Source organism: Paenibacillus tritici (assembly GCF_018207515.1).
Taxonomy (GTDB): domain Bacteria; phylum Bacillota; class Bacilli; order Paenibacillales; family Paenibacillaceae; genus Paenibacillus_AQ; species Paenibacillus_AQ tritici.
In genome coordinates, this window is the sequence record NZ_CP073365.1 from 4,013,394 (window position 1) to 4,031,946 (window position 18,553).

Annotated in this window: 17 protein-coding genes and 1 pseudogene; 11 read left to right on the top strand and 7 right to left on the bottom strand. The window is 46.0% G+C overall.

Annotated elements, in window-relative coordinates; translation table 11 throughout:
- Positions 1–29 precede the first annotated feature (29 nt).
- Positions 30–116: pseudogene (locus KDC22_RS33460) on the top strand (universal stress protein); the annotation flags it as partial.
- 65 nt (positions 117–181) lie between these two features.
- Here the strand turns inward: KDC22_RS33460 and KDC22_RS17175 are convergent.
- Genes KDC22_RS17175 through KDC22_RS17185 form a run of 3 tightly spaced genes read right to left on the bottom strand, consistent with a single transcriptional unit; the run spans position 182 to position 1,993 of the window.
- Entirely contained in the window at positions 182–676 is a 495-nt protein-coding gene (locus tag KDC22_RS17175; protein ID WP_211724086.1) for an arsinothricin resistance N-acetyltransferase ArsN1 family A, read from the bottom strand.
- A gap of 24 nt (positions 677–700) precedes the next feature.
- Entirely contained in the window at positions 701–1,483 is a 783-nt protein-coding gene (locus KDC22_RS17180; protein WP_211719781.1) for an arsenite methyltransferase, read from the bottom strand.
- Positions 1,484–1,543: 60 nt separating this feature from the next.
- Positions 1,544–1,993 carry a MarR family winged helix-turn-helix transcriptional regulator gene (locus tag KDC22_RS17185; protein ID WP_211719782.1) on the bottom strand — a complete coding sequence of 150 codons (450 nt, stop codon included), beginning with the start codon at positions 1,991–1,993 and terminating at the stop codon, positions 1,544–1,546.
- Positions 1,994–2,128: 135 nt separating this feature from the next.
- Here KDC22_RS17185 and KDC22_RS17190 point away from each other — a divergent pair, with 135 nt between their 5' ends.
- The 6 genes from KDC22_RS17190 to KDC22_RS17215 all read left to right on the top strand — a co-directional run bounded on the left by KDC22_RS17190 (position 2,129) and on the right by KDC22_RS17215 (position 9,484).
- Positions 2,129–2,455: an ArsR/SmtB family transcription factor gene (locus tag KDC22_RS17190; protein ID WP_211719783.1), complete on the top strand. Its 327-nt coding sequence runs from the start codon at positions 2,129–2,131 to the stop codon at positions 2,453–2,455.
- Positions 2,456–2,532: 77 nt separating this feature from the next.
- Entirely contained in the window at positions 2,533–3,822 is a 1,290-nt protein-coding gene (locus KDC22_RS17195) for an arsenic transporter (protein WP_211719784.1), read from the top strand.
- 20 nt (positions 3,823–3,842) lie between these two features.
- Positions 3,843–4,262, top strand: coding sequence for an arsenate reductase (thioredoxin) (gene arsC, locus KDC22_RS17200; RefSeq protein ID WP_173137252.1), 420 nt, complete (start codon positions 3,843–3,845; stop codon positions 4,260–4,262).
- A 316-nt stretch (positions 4,263–4,578) separates the two neighbouring features.
- The gene (locus KDC22_RS17205; RefSeq protein WP_211719785.1) at positions 4,579–6,141 is read left to right on the top strand and encodes a glycoside hydrolase family 5 protein; all 1,563 of its coding nucleotides are present in this window, start codon (positions 4,579–4,581) and stop codon (positions 6,139–6,141) included.
- Between the two features lie 167 nt (positions 6,142–6,308).
- A complete protein-coding gene (locus KDC22_RS17210; RefSeq protein ID WP_211719786.1) occupies positions 6,309–8,189 on the top strand; it encodes a cache domain-containing sensor histidine kinase in 1,881 nt (626 codons plus the stop codon).
- 14 nt (positions 8,190–8,203) lie between these two features.
- The gene (locus tag KDC22_RS17215; RefSeq protein WP_211719787.1) at positions 8,204–9,484 is read left to right on the top strand and encodes an ABC transporter substrate-binding protein; all 1,281 of its coding nucleotides are present in this window, start codon (positions 8,204–8,206) and stop codon (positions 9,482–9,484) included.
- Between the two features lie 60 nt (positions 9,485–9,544).
- On the opposite strand, the gene KDC22_RS17220 is transcribed toward KDC22_RS17215, so the two are convergent.
- Genes KDC22_RS17220 through KDC22_RS17230 form a run of 3 tightly spaced genes read right to left on the bottom strand, consistent with a single transcriptional unit; the run spans position 9,545 to position 12,902 of the window.
- Entirely contained in the window at positions 9,545–10,717 is a 1,173-nt protein-coding gene (locus KDC22_RS17220; protein WP_211719788.1) for a glycoside hydrolase family 130 protein, read from the bottom strand.
- On the bottom strand, positions 10,717–11,931 hold the full coding sequence (locus KDC22_RS17225) for an AGE family epimerase/isomerase (protein ID WP_246552700.1): 1,215 nt from the start codon (positions 11,929–11,931) through the stop codon (positions 10,717–10,719). Before KDC22_RS17225 ends, KDC22_RS17220 begins: the two co-directional genes overlap by 1 nt.
- The gene (locus KDC22_RS17230) at positions 11,928–12,902 is read right to left on the bottom strand and encodes a glycoside hydrolase family 113 (RefSeq protein WP_211719789.1); all 975 of its coding nucleotides are present in this window, start codon (positions 12,900–12,902) and stop codon (positions 11,928–11,930) included. The genes KDC22_RS17225 and KDC22_RS17230 overlap by 4 nt, the downstream gene beginning before the upstream one ends.
- Before the next feature lie 259 nt (positions 12,903–13,161).
- Here KDC22_RS17230 and KDC22_RS17235 point away from each other — a divergent pair, with 259 nt between their 5' ends.
- Positions 13,162–13,929, top strand: coding sequence for a response regulator transcription factor (locus tag KDC22_RS17235; RefSeq protein ID WP_211719790.1), 768 nt, complete (start codon positions 13,162–13,164; stop codon positions 13,927–13,929).
- Positions 13,930–14,198: 269 nt separating this feature from the next.
- Here KDC22_RS17235 and KDC22_RS17240 read toward each other — a convergent pair whose 3' ends face one another.
- Positions 14,199–15,017, bottom strand: coding sequence for a hypothetical protein (locus tag KDC22_RS17240; RefSeq protein WP_211719791.1), 819 nt, complete (start codon positions 15,015–15,017; stop codon positions 14,199–14,201).
- 399 nt (positions 15,018–15,416) lie between these two features.
- Between KDC22_RS17240 and KDC22_RS17245 the strand changes: the two genes are divergently transcribed.
- From KDC22_RS17245 to KDC22_RS17255, 3 genes are read left to right on the top strand one after another with little or no spacing between them, the layout of a single operon-like run.
- On the top strand, positions 15,417–16,790 hold the full coding sequence (locus KDC22_RS17245) for an ABC transporter substrate-binding protein (RefSeq protein WP_211719792.1): 1,374 nt from the start codon (positions 15,417–15,419) through the stop codon (positions 16,788–16,790).
- A gap of 28 nt (positions 16,791–16,818) precedes the next feature.
- Positions 16,819–17,700 (top strand): carbohydrate ABC transporter permease, encoded by an 882-nt coding sequence (locus KDC22_RS17250; RefSeq protein ID WP_211719793.1) that lies wholly within the window; start codon positions 16,819–16,821, stop codon positions 17,698–17,700.
- A 5-nt stretch (positions 17,701–17,705) separates the two neighbouring features.
- Entirely contained in the window at positions 17,706–18,539 is an 834-nt protein-coding gene (locus tag KDC22_RS17255) for a carbohydrate ABC transporter permease (RefSeq protein WP_173137233.1), read from the top strand.
- The last annotated feature ends 14 nt before the right edge of the window (positions 18,540–18,553 follow it).

The following is an 18,553-nucleotide window of genomic DNA, read 5'->3' on the forward strand; positions in this document are numbered from 1 at the left end:
GATATAACCGCGATAGCATCATGCATATGCTGAATACGCTCCAGGAAATGATAATGGGCAGCGTAAGTCTTAAGGTTATGAAATTGGTTCAATATCCGGTGATAATTGTAAAATAGCTAGGATATAACATATAAAACCGTGGGAAACCCAGAGTTCCCACGGTTTTATATGTTAATTCAATCTAAAGCAGTTTCTCCATAATCATCACGTCAATAAACTCTCCATTCATAATCCCCTGCTTCTCAAAAACACCAACCTGCCGATAACCCATTTTGAAGTACAAGCTTTGACCGCCTTGGTTGAACGGAAAAGTAAAGAGAACAATTTTATGAAAGCTGTTTCCCTTGGCTATCTTGTGTAAGGACTCAAGGAGAAAACTACCTACACCCTGCCCGCGATAGCTGCGGTCAATGTAAACCGATAGGTCAGCAACACCGCTATAGGCGCAGCGATGGGAGTACGGGTTCAGGGAAGCCCAGCCAATGATTTCACTCTCTCGTTCCGCTACCAAAACGCTAAAGCGGCCTTGGTGATCGTTGAACCACGCCTTCATATAGGAGGAGTCTTTCGTCTCCGTTTCCAGCGTAGCGATCCGGTCCTCAATCCCCTGATTATAGATATGAAGAATACTCTCTGTATCTTCTGAAGCGGCCGGACGAACAGTTAATGAAGGGATCAATTTGAACTTCCCCCCCCATGATTACTTTCTCGCCTTAATTACAGCAGAAACAATGTATTGGCCAACGTTCGCATCGGGAACCCAGTCCTTGATAAATGTTCTGGATTCGTCTTTGGGCTCAATACTAATCTCAGAGAAGCCACTTTCCCGAAGCATCTGCTCTACATCAGCGATGGAAGAAGCTCCGGAGATACAACCTGAATAGTATTCGTCCAGATCATTTTTGATCTCAGGTGGAAGTTCTGCTGTAGTTACAATGTCGGAGATAGCCAGACGGCCGCCTGGTTGGAGGACACGATAGGCCTCCCGGAATACTTGCTGTTTGTCTGGTGAGAGGTTAATCACGCAGTTGGAGATAATCACGTTTATTGAATTGTCAGCGACGGGGAGATGTTCAATTTCGCCCAATCTGAATTCCGTGTTGTTGAATTTTCCTTTAATAGCATTATCCCTTGCACGGCTGATCATTTCAGGTGTCATATCCACACCGATCACATGGCCTTGCTCACCTACTTGACGGGAAGCGAGGAAACAATCGAATCCACCGCCGCTCCCGAGGTCCAGAACATGTTCACCCGCCTGCAGTTCAGCGATAGCCTGAGGGTTACCGCATCCAAGGCCCAAATTTGCGCCTTCTGGAGCTGCAGACAGATCCTCGCTGGAATAACCCAGCTTAGCGGATATCGCGTCAAATTCAGCAGGGGAGTCACAGCAGGAAGAGGCAGCTTCGACCTTTTTTACAGCAATTTTCTGGTAACGCCCCCGTACATTCTGGCGGATCTGGTCATTTGTAAGTTTGCTCATAATGTAACACTCCTCGTATAGTGGAATAACTTGCAAATTGCAAATATAAGACAAGAGAATTCACCCTTTTACAGGTGCGCAGCATTTGCTGGATTTCCCCATGGCTTCATTGAAAAGCTTAATGGATCGCAGTAAAGTCTCTACTTCAAACTCACTCATATGTGAAAAGGCTTCATTCAGGTACTCATTCATTTGTTGATCAATGGTTGTAGCTACCATTTTTCCTTCAGGAGTAAGGGACAGGTTATAGACTCTTCGATCTGTGGGATCAGGTGTCTTGTTAACCAAATTCATTTTCACCAAAGACTGTACTTGTCTGCTGAAGGTTGTAATATCAGTGCCAAGTGTATCGGCGACTTGCTGCATAGAGGGATTGTGGCTTCGATCAATCTCGTACAGCAGGTGGCTTTGGGCCGCGGAAAGATTACATCCGCCTACACTGCAGCAGTCCTTATTAAGCAATCCTAAACGCCGGGTCATAATTTGGAATAATTCCCGTGGGGTTTCCATTAGCTTCACCTCTTTGAACTAGTTATATCGTAATTAATTGCAAATTGCAAATATTTATTAGACTTAGTTGATAATTGATCATAGAGGTCTTAGAATATAACTATCGTCTTATATACGGAGAGAGGAGAGTTAGAAATGGAACAAATAATTGGTCTCACAGAAGATTTGAAGCTCCTGGGAGATAGAACACGCCTCATGATTCTAACTCTTCTAAAAGAGCGGGAGTGGTGTGTATGTGAATTCGTGGATCTTTTTGATATTTCTCAGCCAGCCGTCAGTCAGCATTTACGAAAACTGAAAAGCAGCGGATTGGTAAAGGAACAGAAAAGGGGACAGTGGGTGTATTATTCTTTAAATATTGAAGATAAGCCCCATGTTAAGGCCATATTAAATTTCACACCGGAACCTAGTATCCTTTTATCGAAATTAAATAAGCCGTCTAATGCGATCTGTTGCGAATGACATTTTTACCGTTGATTATATAAGTATATAATTATATAATTATGTTAGGCATATAGAGTTAGTATGGGGGAACTAATTTGGCAGCTCTGGCAAGTCTTATTTTTATAGTCACTTTGATTTTTGTCATTTGGCAGCCTAAACATTTGTCCATTGGAGGGTCTGCCTGCGGCGGAGCGTTACTGGCGTTACTTGTCGGTGTAGTCAGCTTTAATGATGTTCTGGACGTTACGCTAATGGTATGGAATGCTACACTTGCCTTTGTTGCAATCATCCTAATCTCGCTGATCCTCGATAGAATCGGATTCTTCGAATGGGCTGCTCTACATATGGCCAAAGCTGCCAGCGGGAATGGAACCCGGATGTTCATCTATGTCATCATTCTGGGTGCCATAGTAGCGGCATTCTTTGCTAACGACGGAGCAGCACTCATTCTAACACCGATTGTACTGGCTATGGTCCGTGCGCTGAATTTTGACGAGAAAAAGGTTTTTCCATTCATCATTGCCAGCGGATTTATAGCAGATACTACGTCTTTACCGCTGGTGGTAAGCAATCTGGTGAATATCGTATCGGCTGATTTTTTCGGGCTGACCTTTATGGAATATACCGGACGGATGTTAGTGCCTACTGTATTTTCCTTAGGGGCAAGTATACTGGTGCTTTATCTCTTTTTCCGTAGAAGCATTCCAAGAAACTTTGATAGCTCGCAGCTAAAAAACCCTGAGGAGGCTATCAAAGACAAGCAGATGTTCAAGCTGTCCTGGTTTGTTCTTCCGGTGCTGCTGGGAGGATACTTTGTCAGTGAGTTTCTAAATATTCCGGTATCGGTGGTGGCAGGTGTCATCGCGATCTTTTTTCTGTTCATGGCAAGGAAAAGTCCTGCTGTACCAACAATGGAAGTAGTGAAGGGGGCGCCTTGGGCCATTGTTTTCTTTTCCATCGGGATGTATGTTGTTGTGTATGGTCTGCGCAATGCGGGACTGACGGACATACTTGCGGGTATTATTCAATCTGTTGCCGATCAAGGGCTGTTCGCAGCAACGATGGGGATGGGCTTTATTGCCGCAGTGATCTCCTCCATCATGAATAACATGCCTACCGTCATGATTGATGCGCTGGCCATTGACTCTACGCACAACTCGGGGCTGATTAAAGAAGCTTTGGTATATGCGAATGTTATCGGTTCTGACTTAGGACCGAAGATTACACCGATTGGTTCTCTGGCAACCTTACTGTGGCTGCATGTTCTTTCAAGCAAAGGAGTGAAGATATCCTGGGGGACATATTTCAAAACAGGTATTATTTTGACGATCCCTACGCTGTTTATCACACTGCTTGGTCTATATATAACGTTGACCCTATTTTAAACTCAAAGGAGATATGACTTATGAATAAGAAAACCATTTACTTTTTGTGTACAGGCAACTCCTGCCGGAGCCAGATGGCCGAAGGCTGGGCTAAGCAATACTTGAGCGGGCAATGGGAGGTCTACAGTGCAGGTATAGAGGCTCACGGTCTGAATCCGAAAGCTGTTCAGGCGATGAGCGAAGTAGGCATTGATATCTCAGATCAAACGTCCGATATTATAGATCCTCAGCTTCTAAATAACGCTGACCTGGTGATTACCTTATGCGGAGACGCCGCAGATAAATGCCCCGTTACTCCGCCTCAAGTGAAACGTGAGCATTGGGGATTCGATGATCCGGCCAAAGCGCAAGGTACAGAGGAGGAGAAGTGGGCGGTCTTCCAGCGGGTTCGTGATCAAGTGGGCCTCCGGATCAAACAATTTGCTGAAACAGGTAAATAGGTAAAACAAGGGGCTATCCCATTTCATGGCTTTTGGGACAGCCCTTTTTTAATTGCATCCGGTTGATATCCTAAGATTCCGGCGATGTATTATACATAATTTTGATTATTAGGAAAAAGGATAAAATCGTTATACGAATCCTAAATAAAGTTATGCTAATATAACAATAAATCACTAATTGAATACAGATAAACTAACAAACTCGTGAACCCATGCTTAAGAAGTGCAACTCTATATGTCCCCTCATATTCTAAAATTGGAGGTGAACGTTCAGGTCAATCGTTTCGTATATGAGGGTTCACATAAATAAAATCTCATGAGGTGGTTATTGGTGATACGCAAGTGGTCGATAACATTGACGGCGTTACTACTGGTTTTATCTCTGATCGGACTGGTTCCAAAAGATGCTCATGCTGCCAGCGGGTTTTATGTAAGCGGAACCAAATTAATGGATGCAACCGGTACACCCTTTGTTATGCGAGGCGTCAATCATGCGCATACCTGGTACAAGGATCAGTTAACCACCGCAATTCCGGCCATTGCCAAAACAGGGGCCAATACGGTCCGAATTGTATTGTCTGACGGTCATAAATGGACGTTAGATGATGTAAGCGCTGTCCAGAACATCCTTAGCCTTTGCGAGCAAAATAAACTGATTGCTGTGCTGGAAGTGCATGATGCCACAGGGAGTGACAGTCTCACCGATCTGGACAATGCCGTAAATTATTGGATTGCTATTAAGAGCGCCCTGATCGGCAAAGAAGACCGCGTAATCATCAATATTGCCAACGAGTGGTACGGAACATGGGATGGACCGGCATGGGCTGCCGGCTATAAACAGGCTATCCCCAAGCTGCGCAATGCCGGCCTGAATCATACCCTCATTGTTGACTCGGCTGGCTGGGGGCAATATCCGGCTTCGGCCATCAATTATGGCACAGAAGTCCTGAACTCGGATTCATTGAAGAATACAGTTTTCTCTATACACATGTATGAATATGCCGGCGGCAATGCAGCTACAGTCAAATCCAATATCGACGAAGTGCTGAACAAGAATCTTGCGCTCATTATTGGTGAGTTTGGCGGGCAGCACACCAATGGGGATGTGGATGAAGCAACGATTATGAGCTATTCCCAGCAGAAGAAGGTCGGCTGGCTCTCCTGGTCTTGGAAGGGGAACAGCAGTGACTTGACCTATCTTGATATGACCCATGATTGGGCAGGAAATTCACTTACCTCCTTCGGCAACATCGTTGTAAACGGCAGTTATGGCATCCAGGCCACATCCATCCTGAGTGGTGTATTCGGAGGGGGAACTCCGACTCCGACCGTATCACCTGCTCCAACAGCATCACCGATCCCGACCCTATCACCTACTCCGACCCCGACAACATCACCAACCCCAACCCCAACACCGGGAGGAACAGTGACAACCTTGTATGATTTCGAATCCGGAATCTCGGGCTGGTCGGGAAGCAATATATCGGGCGGGCCTTGGGTCACCAATGAATGGACAGCCGCCGGGACAAACTCCCTGAAGGCAGATATCTACTTAGCCGCCGGTTCCTCGCACAGCCTTTATTACACCGGGCATCATAATTTATCAGGTAAAAACATTCTTAAAGCAACCATAAAGCACGCACCCTGGGGAAATATCGGCAACGGCATTTCAGCCAAATTGTATGTGAAGACCGGGTCGGGCTGGACGTGGCATGATGGCGGAATTACAGCTATTCATTCAACAGGCTCTACATTGACACTTTCACTCAGTAATATTCCTAATCTATCCGATGTAAGAGAGGTCGGGGTTGAGTTCGGAGCTTCCTCTAACAGCAGCGGACAATCAGCTGTTTATGTGGATAGTGTAACTGTACAATAAGTCATCCTTACTGTGCCTTAGCTGAATAATTATCAACTCCGGGACCCCACGATGTGGGGTTCTTTTGCGCTGATAGAGTCTTGTATACCCTTACGCTAACAAGTATAATAACTGTTAGGTTATTTATAATGAAAAGTTAGATACGCTAAAGTAAGGAGAAGGACCAAATGAATGCACAACGCAGTAACCGCTGGTGGTCCTATATCGGGGACATGGGCATGGAACGCAAGCTTCTGCTCGTCTTCCTGATTATTATTACACTTCCACTCTCATTCATCAGCATAATCAGCTTCCGAAGCTACTCTGAATCTATACAGGCTAACACTGTTGCTTACTCAGAGAAGCTGATTGATCAGATGATGGACTCCATTGACGACTACATTGAAGATATGAAAAGAATCTCCTCGATGCCTGCCTATGTGAATGAGATCAAGCAGAACCTGATCCGCTCCAATCACTATTATGAACAAAAGAATTCGGAGAGCAGGGGAAGCACAGCAAAGCCTGCTCCCGGTGACTTCGATCTGCTGTTGTCGATCCAGCGGGGCATTGAAGGAAATATTTCGTTCATTAACAATATTAAGCGCGGAACTAACTCCGTATATATATTTGACGGATACGGGAATGGCTACTATTCCGCCAAGGATGGCGGCGTCCGTCTGGACCTCGAGCAGAGCTACAAGTTCTGGAGCGCGCAGTCAAAGAATTCGAGTGGAGAGGCACTCCTCTTCGGCACCCAGGCGTATACCAGCAATCTGCAAAGCACCCGTTATGCGTTCACCGTTGTCCGTAAAATTGTAGACGGGCTATGGAATCCGGTTGGACTCATCGCAGTTGAAGCAAATATCAGCAATCTGGAAAATCAGGTAGCCGAACTGGACAAAGTTACACATGGTACGTCCGTCATCGTTGACGAGAACGGGAAGGTTATCTATGACAGCGATCAGAAGCTGCTAACCACTGATATTTCACATTCCACCCTGTACCGCTCTGCTAAGGGTGAAGCCGGAAGCTTTTATGACACAATATCCGGCAAGCAGCGGCTGAATATTTATTCAAGCTCTGCCAAGACGAATTGGAAGGTCATTATATCCATTCCTGTAGATGAATTGACCCGCGGAGTAACGCTGACCCGCAATGCCACCATTGCTGCTACCTTGGTTATTGTTGTAGTTGCGCTGATGATTTCCATTATTCTCTCCTTTGCTCTGACGAAGCCGCTGACCCAATTGATTCAGCTGATGAAAAAAGTGCAAAACGGCGACCTTGATGTAACGTTCCGCGTCAATCGTAAGGATGAAATAGGACTTCTAGGCCATCAGTTCAACCGGATGCTCGCCCGTATCAGGCAACTGATTCAGGATATCTATCAGATGGAGGAACAGAAAAAAAAGGTTGAGCTGCAGGCACTGCAAAGCCAGATCAACCCGCATTTCATCTACAACACGCTGGAGTCGATCCGTATGACAGCAGAGCTGAACGATGATGTAGAGGCTGCCGACATGATCTCTATTCTGGGCAAGATTCTGCGCTATAGCATTGGTGAATGGTCCGGCACCACCACTATGAAACAGGAGCTGATGTATGTACGCAATTACGTCGAGCTTCTGGGCTGCCGTTATCCGGGAAGGTTTGTATTACTGATCGACGTCCCCGAAGAACTGGATAACTACTCCATGATCAAGCTGGTCTTTCAGCCGATTATTGAGAATGCCGCCTATCACGGATTAGATGATTCGAAGCCGCTGATGCATTTAAGCATTAAGTGTGAAGTTACTAAGCACAAGCTGCTGTTTCATATTCGTGACGACGGCTGCGGGATGGAACAAGAGACGCTGGACAAGCTCAATGACAGTCTGAGGCATGAAGCAGTACCGAAGCTTAGCATTAATGGCGGAATCGGTATGAAAAATGTGCACCACCGTATCCAGCTTCACTATGGTCCATCCTATGGCATAGAGGTGTTTAGTCAGCCTGGCACAGGAACAGATGTCATTCTTTCTCTCCCTTTGCCGGGACGAGAAGCCATAACCACTGGAAGAACATAAGGAGGAGAATCTGCTTGATACGTATAAAGAAACGCTGGCCGATGCATTCCATACTGCTCCTGCTCCTGCTGTCAGGCGGCTGTGACAGCGGCGGCAGTCAGGTGTTGCCCACCTCTTCTCCAGCCGGAGGCGAGACTCTTTCCGGGCTGACCGGAACCATCGTCATGCTGACCAACCGTATAGATTTGATTGAGAATGGAACTTTCCGGAGCTATGCCGATGGATTTAAGAAACAATACCCGGGGGCTAACGTGGAGTTCGAAGGCATATCCAATTATGCCACTGATATTCTGGTCCGCTTGTCCACGAAGGATGCGGGAGATGTATTGCTGCTGCCCGTTAATCTGCCTGCGAAGGAACTGAGCTATTTTTTCGAGCCACTGAATGCGGAGCTCGCTGCACAAGAGAGATTCACAACCTTCGCAACCTATGGCGGCAAAAGATATGGACTGTCGACCGGTACTACAACCAGCGGAGTCGTCTATAACAAGCAGGCCTTCAGGCAAGCGGGCATCAGGCAGGTTCCGCAGACGCTGGACGAATTCTATGCTGCCAGTGCCAAGCTGAAGCAGGCAGGCATCATACCGCTGTATATGAATTATGGTGCAGTCTGGCCATTGCGGGAATGGGGCAATAATCTGGTTAATTATATGACAGGCAATCCCGAATATCTGAACGAAATGGTGCAGGAGGATGCGCCCTGGAAGATTGACAATGAATGGGGCAGGGCGATAGAGATTGCCAGAACGATGCTGGCCAAAGGTTATGTGGAGGATCAGCTATTCTCCAACAACTGGGAGATTTCCAAAACCAAGCTGGCCAAAGGGGAGGCAGGGATGTATTTTCAGGGCAACTGGACGATCCGCCAGATTCTTGATGCCGGGGCTGCACCCGAGGATATCGGCTTTTTCCCATTCCCTTACGACAATCATCCTACCCACTATGCCGCCTTGAATCCGGATTGGTTCATAGGAGTCAGTAAATTCAGCAAGAATAAAGAGCTGGCGATGAAATGGATTCATTATTTCGTCAACGAGACCTCCTATACAACAAACTGGGGATTTCTGCCATTACATAGCTCAGACGAGCCAGCACTTCCGCAATACAGCGAGTTTCTATCCTATCATCCCACAATGATTGAGGCTACTGTCCAGACCGATGCCTTTATCGACATGGCCAACCGGGCAAAGCTGTCATTCTGGTCAGGAGATTATATTCAGGAACTGCTTGCTGCGCAGGATTTGGAGCAATCTTTCCATGAACTGAATGTGAAATGGAAGGAAGCGAGGAACTAATCAAGCATTCCATATTCAAAAAAAGGCGGGCCATTAGAGTTACAATGGCCCGCCTTTAATCTATTTCAGCTGTAAATTACGGTCGATCATGGCTATACGCTGCTGAACGCAGGCATACGAGCGAAGAGGATCTTCGGGCGTGTTCAGAACATAATCCAGCAGCTGGTCAACGGTTGTTGTGGCTACATGAATGCGGGTGTCAGAGGATGCATAATAAATGAAGACTTCACCGTTATCACGGGCAATGATACCATTGCAGAAGACAACATTGGATACATCGCCGACACGCTCCTCCCCGTCCGGAGCAATGAAGTGTCCGCCTGGGGCATGCGTTACCTTGTTCGGCTCATCAAGATCCGACAGGAATGCATACAGTACATAACGCAGTCCGGCTGCAGTGTTACGGACGCCATGGGCGATATGCAGCCAGCCTCTGGCGGTTTTGATCGGAGCCGGACCTTGACCGTTCTTCACCTCTTTAATGCTGTGGTAGTAGCGCTGATCCATGATAGTTTCCTCAGTGATGACAGCATTCTCAATTCTCTCAGACAACCCCCAGCCGATGCCTCCGCCGGAACCCGCGTCGATGAAGCCATCCTGCGGGCGGGTATAGAAAGCGTATTTGCCATCTACAAACTCGGGGTGCAGCACAACATTGCGCTGCTGGGCGGAGCCGGTCTTCAGATCAGCAAGGCGTTCCCAGGTTCTGAGATCCTTGGTACGGGTAATACCGCACTGGGCAACAGCACTGGAAAGATCGCCGTGGGGTGCTTCAGGATCTTTACGTTCCGTACAGAACAAGCCGTAGATCCAGCCGTCGGCATGCTTCACCAGACGCATATCATAGACATTGACGTCCGGGTCTGACGTCTCAGGGAGAACTACCGGGTGATCCCAGAAGCGGAAGCCATCCACACCGCTGTCGCTCTCGGCAACAGCGAAAAATGACTTGCGGTCATTGCCCTCTACACGGGCCACAATGTAAAACTTTCCGTTCAGCTCAATCGCACCAGGATTAAAGATACCGTTCACGCCGATTCGTTCCGCGAAATACGGGTTGGTCTCAGGGTTGAAGTCATAACGCCAGATCAGCGGTGCGTGGTCAGCCGTAAGCAGCGGGTAGAGATAACGGTCATATATACCGTTGCCGAAAGGGACTTTCTCATTGCTGCGGCCTATCAATGCCTCATAGCGTGCAGTTAATTGTTGTTTACGTTCTTCAAAAATAGTCATTAGATCGTCTCCTTTAAGTTGAGGGTAAGCCGCTTGATCATTTCGAAGCAGGCTCTGCTGTTATGGTAAGGACATTTCCATGCACTGACCTTGGGGGCATGGTCCAGCGGCTTCAGATCCTCGTCAACCCCCCAGAACCATTCGCCGAGCTTGTGGTCGATAATATACTTGTCGGTGAACGACCAAGTGTTCTCAGCAGCCTTCAAGAAACGGGAATCGCCCGTAAGCTGATAGGCGTTATAGAAGCCTACGATAGCTTCGGCCTGCGGCCACCAGTCTTTGGTCTTGTCGATGAGGCTGCCGTTCTCCGCTTCATTCCAGATGCCTCCATCATCGGCTATCCCTTCAGCGAGAACCGCTTCAGCCATAGTGACCGCTCTAGCGCGTACCCGCTGAAACAGCCGCTCATCTCCGAGCACTTCAGCGGCTTCAACTAATAACCAGCTGCCCTCAATATCATGTCCATAGGATAGGGTATCGGATTTCACATGCCACTCTTCGTCAAAGAACAAGTGGAAGTGTTCTCCAGCCTGATCAATAATATGATCAAGCATGACTTCAATCAGCTCGTATAGCTTGTTCTTCAGTTCCTCTGACTTCCACACGCGGTATAGTCCTGTATATGCCTCGAGAATATGCAGATGTGTATTCATAGATTTCTTCTCATTCAGATCCTTAGCACTGAGACTCAGGTTATCCGTTATCTTCCAGTCGCGCGATAGTGCTTCAATATAGCCCTTATGCAAGGGGTCATATCCGTATTTCTCAATAAGCTGGAACAGATCAACCGCTTGCTGTAGAGCCTCCGGGCGTCCGGTAGCGTTATAGAACTCAGCCATCGCATAGATGGCAAAAGCCAGACCATAAATCTGTTTTTTTGGCTGGGAAGGCTCTCCCTGCTCATTGACCATCCACAACATCCCGCCATATTCCGTATCCGTGAAATGCAGGGTCAGGTAATCATAGGCACGCTCTGCCATCTCCAGGTAATCTTTGGTGCCGTACATATTGTAAGCACTCGCAAAGGTCCAAAGAATTCGTGTATTCAGGACCAGACTCTTCTCCGCACCGGCAATGACATTCATCTGGTTGTCAATCTCTCCGGCAAAGCCTCCACTACTTACATCCAGGGTGTGATCCATCCAGAACTTCAGGATGTTCCCCTTAAGCTCATGTTCGAAACTGCTTTGCCATTCTTTCGTCAACATGCTCATTCGTTTGGGTTCTCCTTGGGATTCATTATGGTTTTGGATTGGTAGTACTGCCTAATGGTAACTGCTGCAGATTTGCCGTACATGCAGTAATCATCATTCTCCGGCGCTGATTCGATCGGGTAGAGGTGTGCCGGCCAGTCCCACAGCATGAAGCCCTGAACCCAATCACGGCCTTCACAGCTCCTGAACATCTCCTCATAAAAGCGTTCTTGTTCTCTAGAGCTCGGATCACCTTTCAGCGTCCAGTCATTGGGAACGGCCGCGCTGCCGATCCGGCTAGGACATCCTGCTTCCATGAAGAAGAACGGCTTGTTATGTTGCTTCACTACAGCTTCAATCCGGTCAAGCTGAGCCTCCCAATCCTGCAGGGGGTAATAACCGCTGGAAGTGATGACATCAAGGGCATCCCACCAGGTCACATTATCCTCCTGATATTTATCACAATTATAGGTAAGGATTCCGCTGTACACCTTGCGTACTTCATCAATCAATGCCCGCCACTGCTCAGCGCGTCTGTCTGACATGACCAATTCGCAGCCGATACAGAACATTTCGCAGCCGCTCTGCTCAGCGATCACCGCATAATGCAGGATGAAGGCGGTGTATGAGCGGAACCAGTCTGACCATTTGGGTTCACAAGGAACATCCTTGTCAAAGAAGTTGATATGGGCACGCCAGGTCCCGTCCGCACAATTGACAATGGGTTTCAGACATACCTTGAGATCCAGTTGTTTGGCCTTCCGGATAGCCCAGTGAATCTCTTCATCGGTAACCGTTGGGTTCTCCCGGTAAGGAATCACAGTCGATTGCGGTGTGGCTTGAACCGCACTAAATGCGATAGCTGTCCAATTCGCAGCAGTGGTCGCTTTCATTAACTCCATGGAAGTCTCTGCGTCTGCATTTGCCCAGGTTCCCCGTACCCCCATGAATCCCCAGGTAACACCTCCGATATATTCATTCTGTAGTACCATGCTTAGCAACCTCGCTTTAACGGATTAATAGTATAACTAACAATTTATTATTTGTTATTATTATATAGTTATAATATAATAACAAAATATAATGTAGTTATAACTCTTTTCCCCCGTGATTTCAAGGATAAACTGCGTAAAGTAAATACAAGACTATAAAATAGCATTACAGCACATTTGCTAACCATGAAAGGAAGTCTATAATTGATGATGATAGCGCAATCATCATGGCGGAAGATGAAATGGGGGAGATTCTTGGGTGATTAAGGTCATCATTGCGGACGATGAGGAAGTTATTCGCCGCGGACTCGAGAAAATCACTTCCAGAATGGACCTGGAAGTAAAGGTAATTGGTTCATATGGTAACGGACTGGAGGCTTGGAATCATCTGCGGGAGCTAAAGCCGGATGAGCTCGACCTGCTGATTACGGATATCAAAATGCCTAGAATGGATGGCTTCAGGCTGATTGAAGAAACAAGAGGCCATTTGAAGCAATTGCCGATTGCCGTGTTAAGCGGATTCAGTGAATTTGAATATGCCCGCCGGGCGATCCGTTATGGGATTATGGATTATCTGCTTAAGCCTATAGAGAAGGCCCAATTGTACGATTTGCTCAATAGTGTACAGGAGAAGCAAAAGTTAAATCCTCCTGAGTCTGTAGAAGCAGCACCAGTGTCTCCAGAGGGCGGGGAGCATTACGTCGTTGAACAAACCAAAGGCATCCTGGAAAAGGAATATGACCATAATTTTGAATTGGAGCGTCTTGCTGACAAAGTAGGCATGAACGCCAGTTATATAAGCCGTCTGTTCAAATACAAGACAGGCCAGACGATTACGGATTATCTGATCGGCATACGAATCGCCAAAGCAAAGGAGCTGCTCACCGGACAACCCGAGCTCAAAAACTATGAAATCGCCGAATTAGTCGGCTATAGCGATCCGGTATATTTCAATAAGCTGTTCAAAAAAATATGCGGTATGACACCCAAAGATTATAAAAGCGGCTATCGTCCCTCCGGGCGATAGCTCTTTTTTATTGCATAGGAAATTATATTATCCGTCTGCTGTGGATAAGAAGCGTGTGCAAAATGTATGCGAAAAACGTTGATTGAAACGTTGGAAGCTGTACGAACGAAGGGGGGCCGGGATCATAATTGCAATCACCTACAAGTATATTAGGAAATTAAGGAAGGAACGATAAGGGGGATTTGCAATACATTCTAATTTTTTGATACCAAAAAGGCTAGCCCGAAAGCTAACCTTCTAAGCATACTATCTGTAGCTTCTGGGGAGCTTTATGCTTTATATATCATAAGGAGCTGAGATAAGAATTGATCAGGGGTTGAGGTGAAAAATATCTTCCTGAAATATTTGGCTAATTTTTTCAGTGTCATACTCATTGCAATATCATAGTCATTCCAACCAACACAATAAAACAGGAAATAATTAGATAGTGCCAATTGTTGATCTATAAAATGAATAAAAATCATTTCTTTCTTATTCAGGACAATAGCATTCAACTCATCTTCACAAGGTTGATATTGATAGATACTGGTGCTAGCTCCGACATAATCCAATTTATTAATTTCCTTTTCGTTAATAAATGATATGATAAATGGATTTAATAGAGATTCTTTGTACAACCTTTTGTATATATCATAAATCTTCATTTTTGTCTCAAAGCTTGATAGCGTAGCTACAACAATAGTTTTATCTTTTTTGTATACTACATTCACAGAATCGAAGACCGAAAGCAAATTGATTAATATCATATGATTCAACTTACTTTCCTCTTTGGGATAACAAAGCTCATAAGTTAATTTTGTTTTTGAAATATCTTCTTTATTTTCTATACCATTATAAAAAACGTAAAATTGATATAAAGCAAATTGAATTTCTATATTAGATATAATAACCTCTGCTACATCTTTTTGATCAAATATTGATTCCGTTGATTCCGAATATTCCATACCACTCTCAATAATCTTTCTGATAGTAATTTTATTATTATTTACAGAACAAACTTCCTGTTTTATATAATCCTTATCTAATGGAACACCGTATTGACTATTAAAATCACTACTATCAATTTCAAAAAGACTTTTCATAGTCATAATAACTCCCCTCGTGTTAGCGTAGGATTCATCCAAAACCTATTGTGAAATAATTGCCCTAAATAATCGGCGCGCAGAGCATAAGCATCTGCGCGCCATTTTCGCTACTCTTGGTTCACATCATCATACACTATCGTTAATCATAAGGAAATTAGAAAATCGTTCTAACGACAAGAGGCGCCGAAAGGCGTCTTCTTTTTCATTTAATATATTATTTAAATTCAGAAAATAAACAAAAACAAATATAACAAATTGAAGACCAGAAAAAGCAATTGAAACCATCGTTTTGAGTGTGAAAACGAACTATAATGTGTTTGTAAGCGATAACAAATAATACTTTGTTATCATTTTGTTATCTTTTGTTTCATGATTTGAAATGATGAGAGGGGTTCAAAAGAAATGACGAAAATGAGAGCGGTCACAAGTCTCGCAGCACTGACACTGATGGCGGGCTTGTTCGCAGGATGTTCATCGGACAACAACAATGCAAGTAGTGGAGCTGCAACAAATGCAGGAGGCACAGGAGCAAACACGGAGGCGACTGCTGCGCCGGACGACGATGCCGCTAAGGATATCAAGGGCGATATCACAGTTATCACACAAAGAACAGACATTGTTGATACCGTATTCAAAGATTATGCAGCCAAATTCAACGAGAAATATCCGGATGTCAAAGTAAACTTTGAAGCGCTGTCCAATTATGAGGATCAAATAAAAATCCGCATGAGCACAAGTGATTACGGCGATGTGCTTCTGTTGCCTACCAGCGTACCAATCAAAGACCTGCCTGAGTTTTTCGAGCCGCTGGGCGCTATGTCTGATCTGGAGCAGCAATATACCGGACTGGAAGAACGCACTGTAGACGGAATCGCTTATGGTATTCCAATTACGGTCAACTTCTCGGGTGTGATTTATAACAAACAAGTTTTTAAAGATGCCGGAATTACCGAGGTTCCGCGAACCTTTGATCAATTCTCCGCGGCGCTGAAGAGTATTAAGGACAAAACGGATGCCGTTCCGCTGTATACAAACTATGCAGCCGGCTGGACCTTGACACAATGGGAATCTGATCTGGCTACGGTTGCCGGAGACCGCGACTATGTCAACATCACCCAGGTAGCCTCTGATGATAATTTCGTACAGGGTCAGCCGCACTATGATCTGTACAAAGTATTGTATGATGCTGCCAAGAACGGCCTGATCGAAGAAGACCCTACTACGACTGACTGGGAATCTTCCAAGGCTGACCTGGCTAACGGCAAGATTGGCACGATGATGCTTGGTTCTTGGGCCATCGGTCAGATCAAAGGAGTGGCAACTAACCCTGATGATGTAGGCTTCATGCCTTTCCCAACCAATGCAGACAAGATTCTTGTTCCGCTGTCAGATGATTATAATCTGGGTGTTAGCATTCACAGCAAGAACAAAGAAGCCGCAAGAGCATGGGTGGACTGGTTCATCAATGAATCCGGCTATCCGACTACAGAAGGCGGCGGTATGAGTCCTGTTAAGGGCGCAGAGCTTCCTGAAATCCTCAAACAATTTGCAGGCACTGACGTTACCTTCGACACACTTGCGCCTGCAAAGGCCGGGGAAGAGGGCTGGGTGGACGCCATTGATAAAGAAGCTGAAATCGGCCTCTGGCAGCCTGACTTCAAGAAGGTAATCATTGAAGCCGCTATCGGAAACCGGAAAGAATCCTATGACGATATCATGAAGGACCTGAACGACAAGTGGAAGGCTGCAAGAGCAAAGGTTACTGCAGCTCAATAGATAGAAGAGGACGCAGGAGGTGTGGAGAGTGCCCAAATTGTCCAACATGAGCTACAAAAATCAACGAATTTTAATTATCTTCTTATTTTCTTTAGTTCCGGTAGCCCTGCTGCTAACGTTCTCGTATTTACCGGTAGTCAAGATGTTCCAGTATAGCTTCACGAGCTGGAATGGATTAAGTAAGAATATGGAGTACATCGGCTTCGATAACTACAGAACGATCTTCACCAAGCCGGAGTATTTCGCAGTCTTTAAAGTAAGCTTATATTATTTCCTTGCCACCTTTGTGCAGATGGGACTGGCCCTTTATTTTGCCACCATTCTAAGCTTTAATGTCCGGATGAAGAACTGGTTCAAAGGGATTCTGTTCTTCCCGACGCTGCTCAACGGTGTAGCCATCGGTTTCATCTTCCTGTTCTTCTTCAAGCCTGAAGGAACATTGAATACCCTCCTTGATCTGGCGGGTCTTGGAGCCTGGCAGCAGAAATGGCTGCTGAATCCGCATTTAATCAATATATCACTTGCTTTTGCATCAGTATGGAGATATATGGGGATGAACTTTATCATCTTCCTTGGAGCGATATCTTCCATCGGCGGTGATATCTATGAAGCCTCGGAGATCGACGGGGCCAACCGCTGGCACCAATTCAGACATATTATTATTCCGAGTATCAAACGCATTCTGCAGCTCAATCTGATCCTCGCGGTCAGCGGGGCGATCGGTGTATTCGAAATTCCGTATGTCATGACCGGTGGCTCCAATGGCAGTGGCACTTTTGTCATCCAGACTGTCGATGTGGCCTTCAAATACAGTAAGCTGGGTCTTGCCTCAGCCATGGCAGTTGTGCTGCTGGGAATCGTTATTGTCGTAACCATTGTGCAGCGTGTTCTGATTAAGGAGGAGAAGTAAGAACTATGCATACTTTAAAATACAGCGCCGCCTCCTTCTTCAAATACCTCACTTTAATTCTAGGGGCACTGATGGCACTGATCCCGATCGCCGTTGTCTTCTTCGCTTCCTTAAAAACGAATGAGGAGTATGCCTCGACCGGTCCGCTTACGCTGCCGGAGAACTGGCTGAATTTCAGCAACTATACCAAAGCCTTCGTAGACGGCAATATGCTGCTGGGCTTCATGAACACGATGTTCATCGTGCTTATATCCATCGCCGGTGCCACGCTGACCGGTTCGATGATGGCTTACATTCTGGCCCGCTTCAAATTCAGAGGCAGCAAGCTGCTTATGGGCGCATTCCTGCTTGCAACGCTGATTCCGGGAGTCACTACACAAGTAGCTACCTTCCAGATCATCAACTCGCTGGAATTGTTCAATACACGCTGGGCACCGATCCTGATGTACCTGGGAACCGATATTATCGCCGTTTATATTTTCATGCAATTTCTGGATTCCATTTCCGAATCCCTGGACGAATCAGCGATGCTGGATGGAGCCTCCTACTGGACAATTTACTGGAGAATTATTCTGCCGCTGCTGAGTCCGGCGATTGTAACCGTGATTATCGTGAAAGGCGTTAACATCTACAACGATTTCTATACACCTTTTCTGTATATGCCCAAAAGCAGTCTGCAGGTCGTCTCCACAGCATTATTCAAATTCAAGGGTCCCTATGGCTCACAGTGGGAAGTGATATGCGCAGCGATCATGATCGCCATTATTCCAACCCTGATCGCCTTCGTCTCCTTGCAGAAATACATCTATAACGGTTTTGCCCAAGGGTCGGTCAAATAATAATACTTGGAGGA

Coding starts and splice junctions, on each gene's coding strand:
- KDC22_RS17225 (WP_246552700.1), bottom strand. CDS start 11,931: ATGAGCATGTTGACGAAAGAATGGCAAAGCAGTTTCGAACATGAGCTT.
- KDC22_RS17255 (WP_173137233.1), top strand. CDS start 17,706: ATGCATACTTTAAAATACAGCGCCGCCTCCTTCTTCAAATACCTCACT.
- KDC22_RS17190 (WP_211719783.1), top strand. CDS start 2,129: ATGGAACAAATAATTGGTCTCACAGAAGATTTGAAGCTCCTGGGAGAT.
- KDC22_RS17180 (WP_211719781.1), bottom strand. CDS start 1,483: ATGAGCAAACTTACAAATGACCAGATCCGCCAGAATGTACGGGGGCGT.
- arsC (WP_173137252.1), top strand. CDS start 3,843: ATGAATAAGAAAACCATTTACTTTTTGTGTACAGGCAACTCCTGCCGG.
- KDC22_RS17205 (WP_211719785.1), top strand. CDS start 4,579: ATGAGGTGGTTATTGGTGATACGCAAGTGGTCGATAACATTGACGGCG.
- KDC22_RS17245 (WP_211719792.1), top strand. CDS start 15,417: ATGACGAAAATGAGAGCGGTCACAAGTCTCGCAGCACTGACACTGATG.
- KDC22_RS17210 (WP_211719786.1), top strand. CDS start 6,309: ATGAATGCACAACGCAGTAACCGCTGGTGGTCCTATATCGGGGACATG.
- KDC22_RS17240 (WP_211719791.1), bottom strand. CDS start 15,017: ATGACTATGAAAAGTCTTTTTGAAATTGATAGTAGTGATTTTAATAGT.
- KDC22_RS17230 (WP_211719789.1), bottom strand. CDS start 12,902: ATGGTACTACAGAATGAATATATCGGAGGTGTTACCTGGGGATTCATG.
- KDC22_RS17185 (WP_211719782.1), bottom strand. CDS start 1,993: ATGGAAACCCCACGGGAATTATTCCAAATTATGACCCGGCGTTTAGGA.
- KDC22_RS17220 (WP_211719788.1), bottom strand. CDS start 10,717: ATGACTATTTTTGAAGAACGTAAACAACAATTAACTGCACGCTATGAG.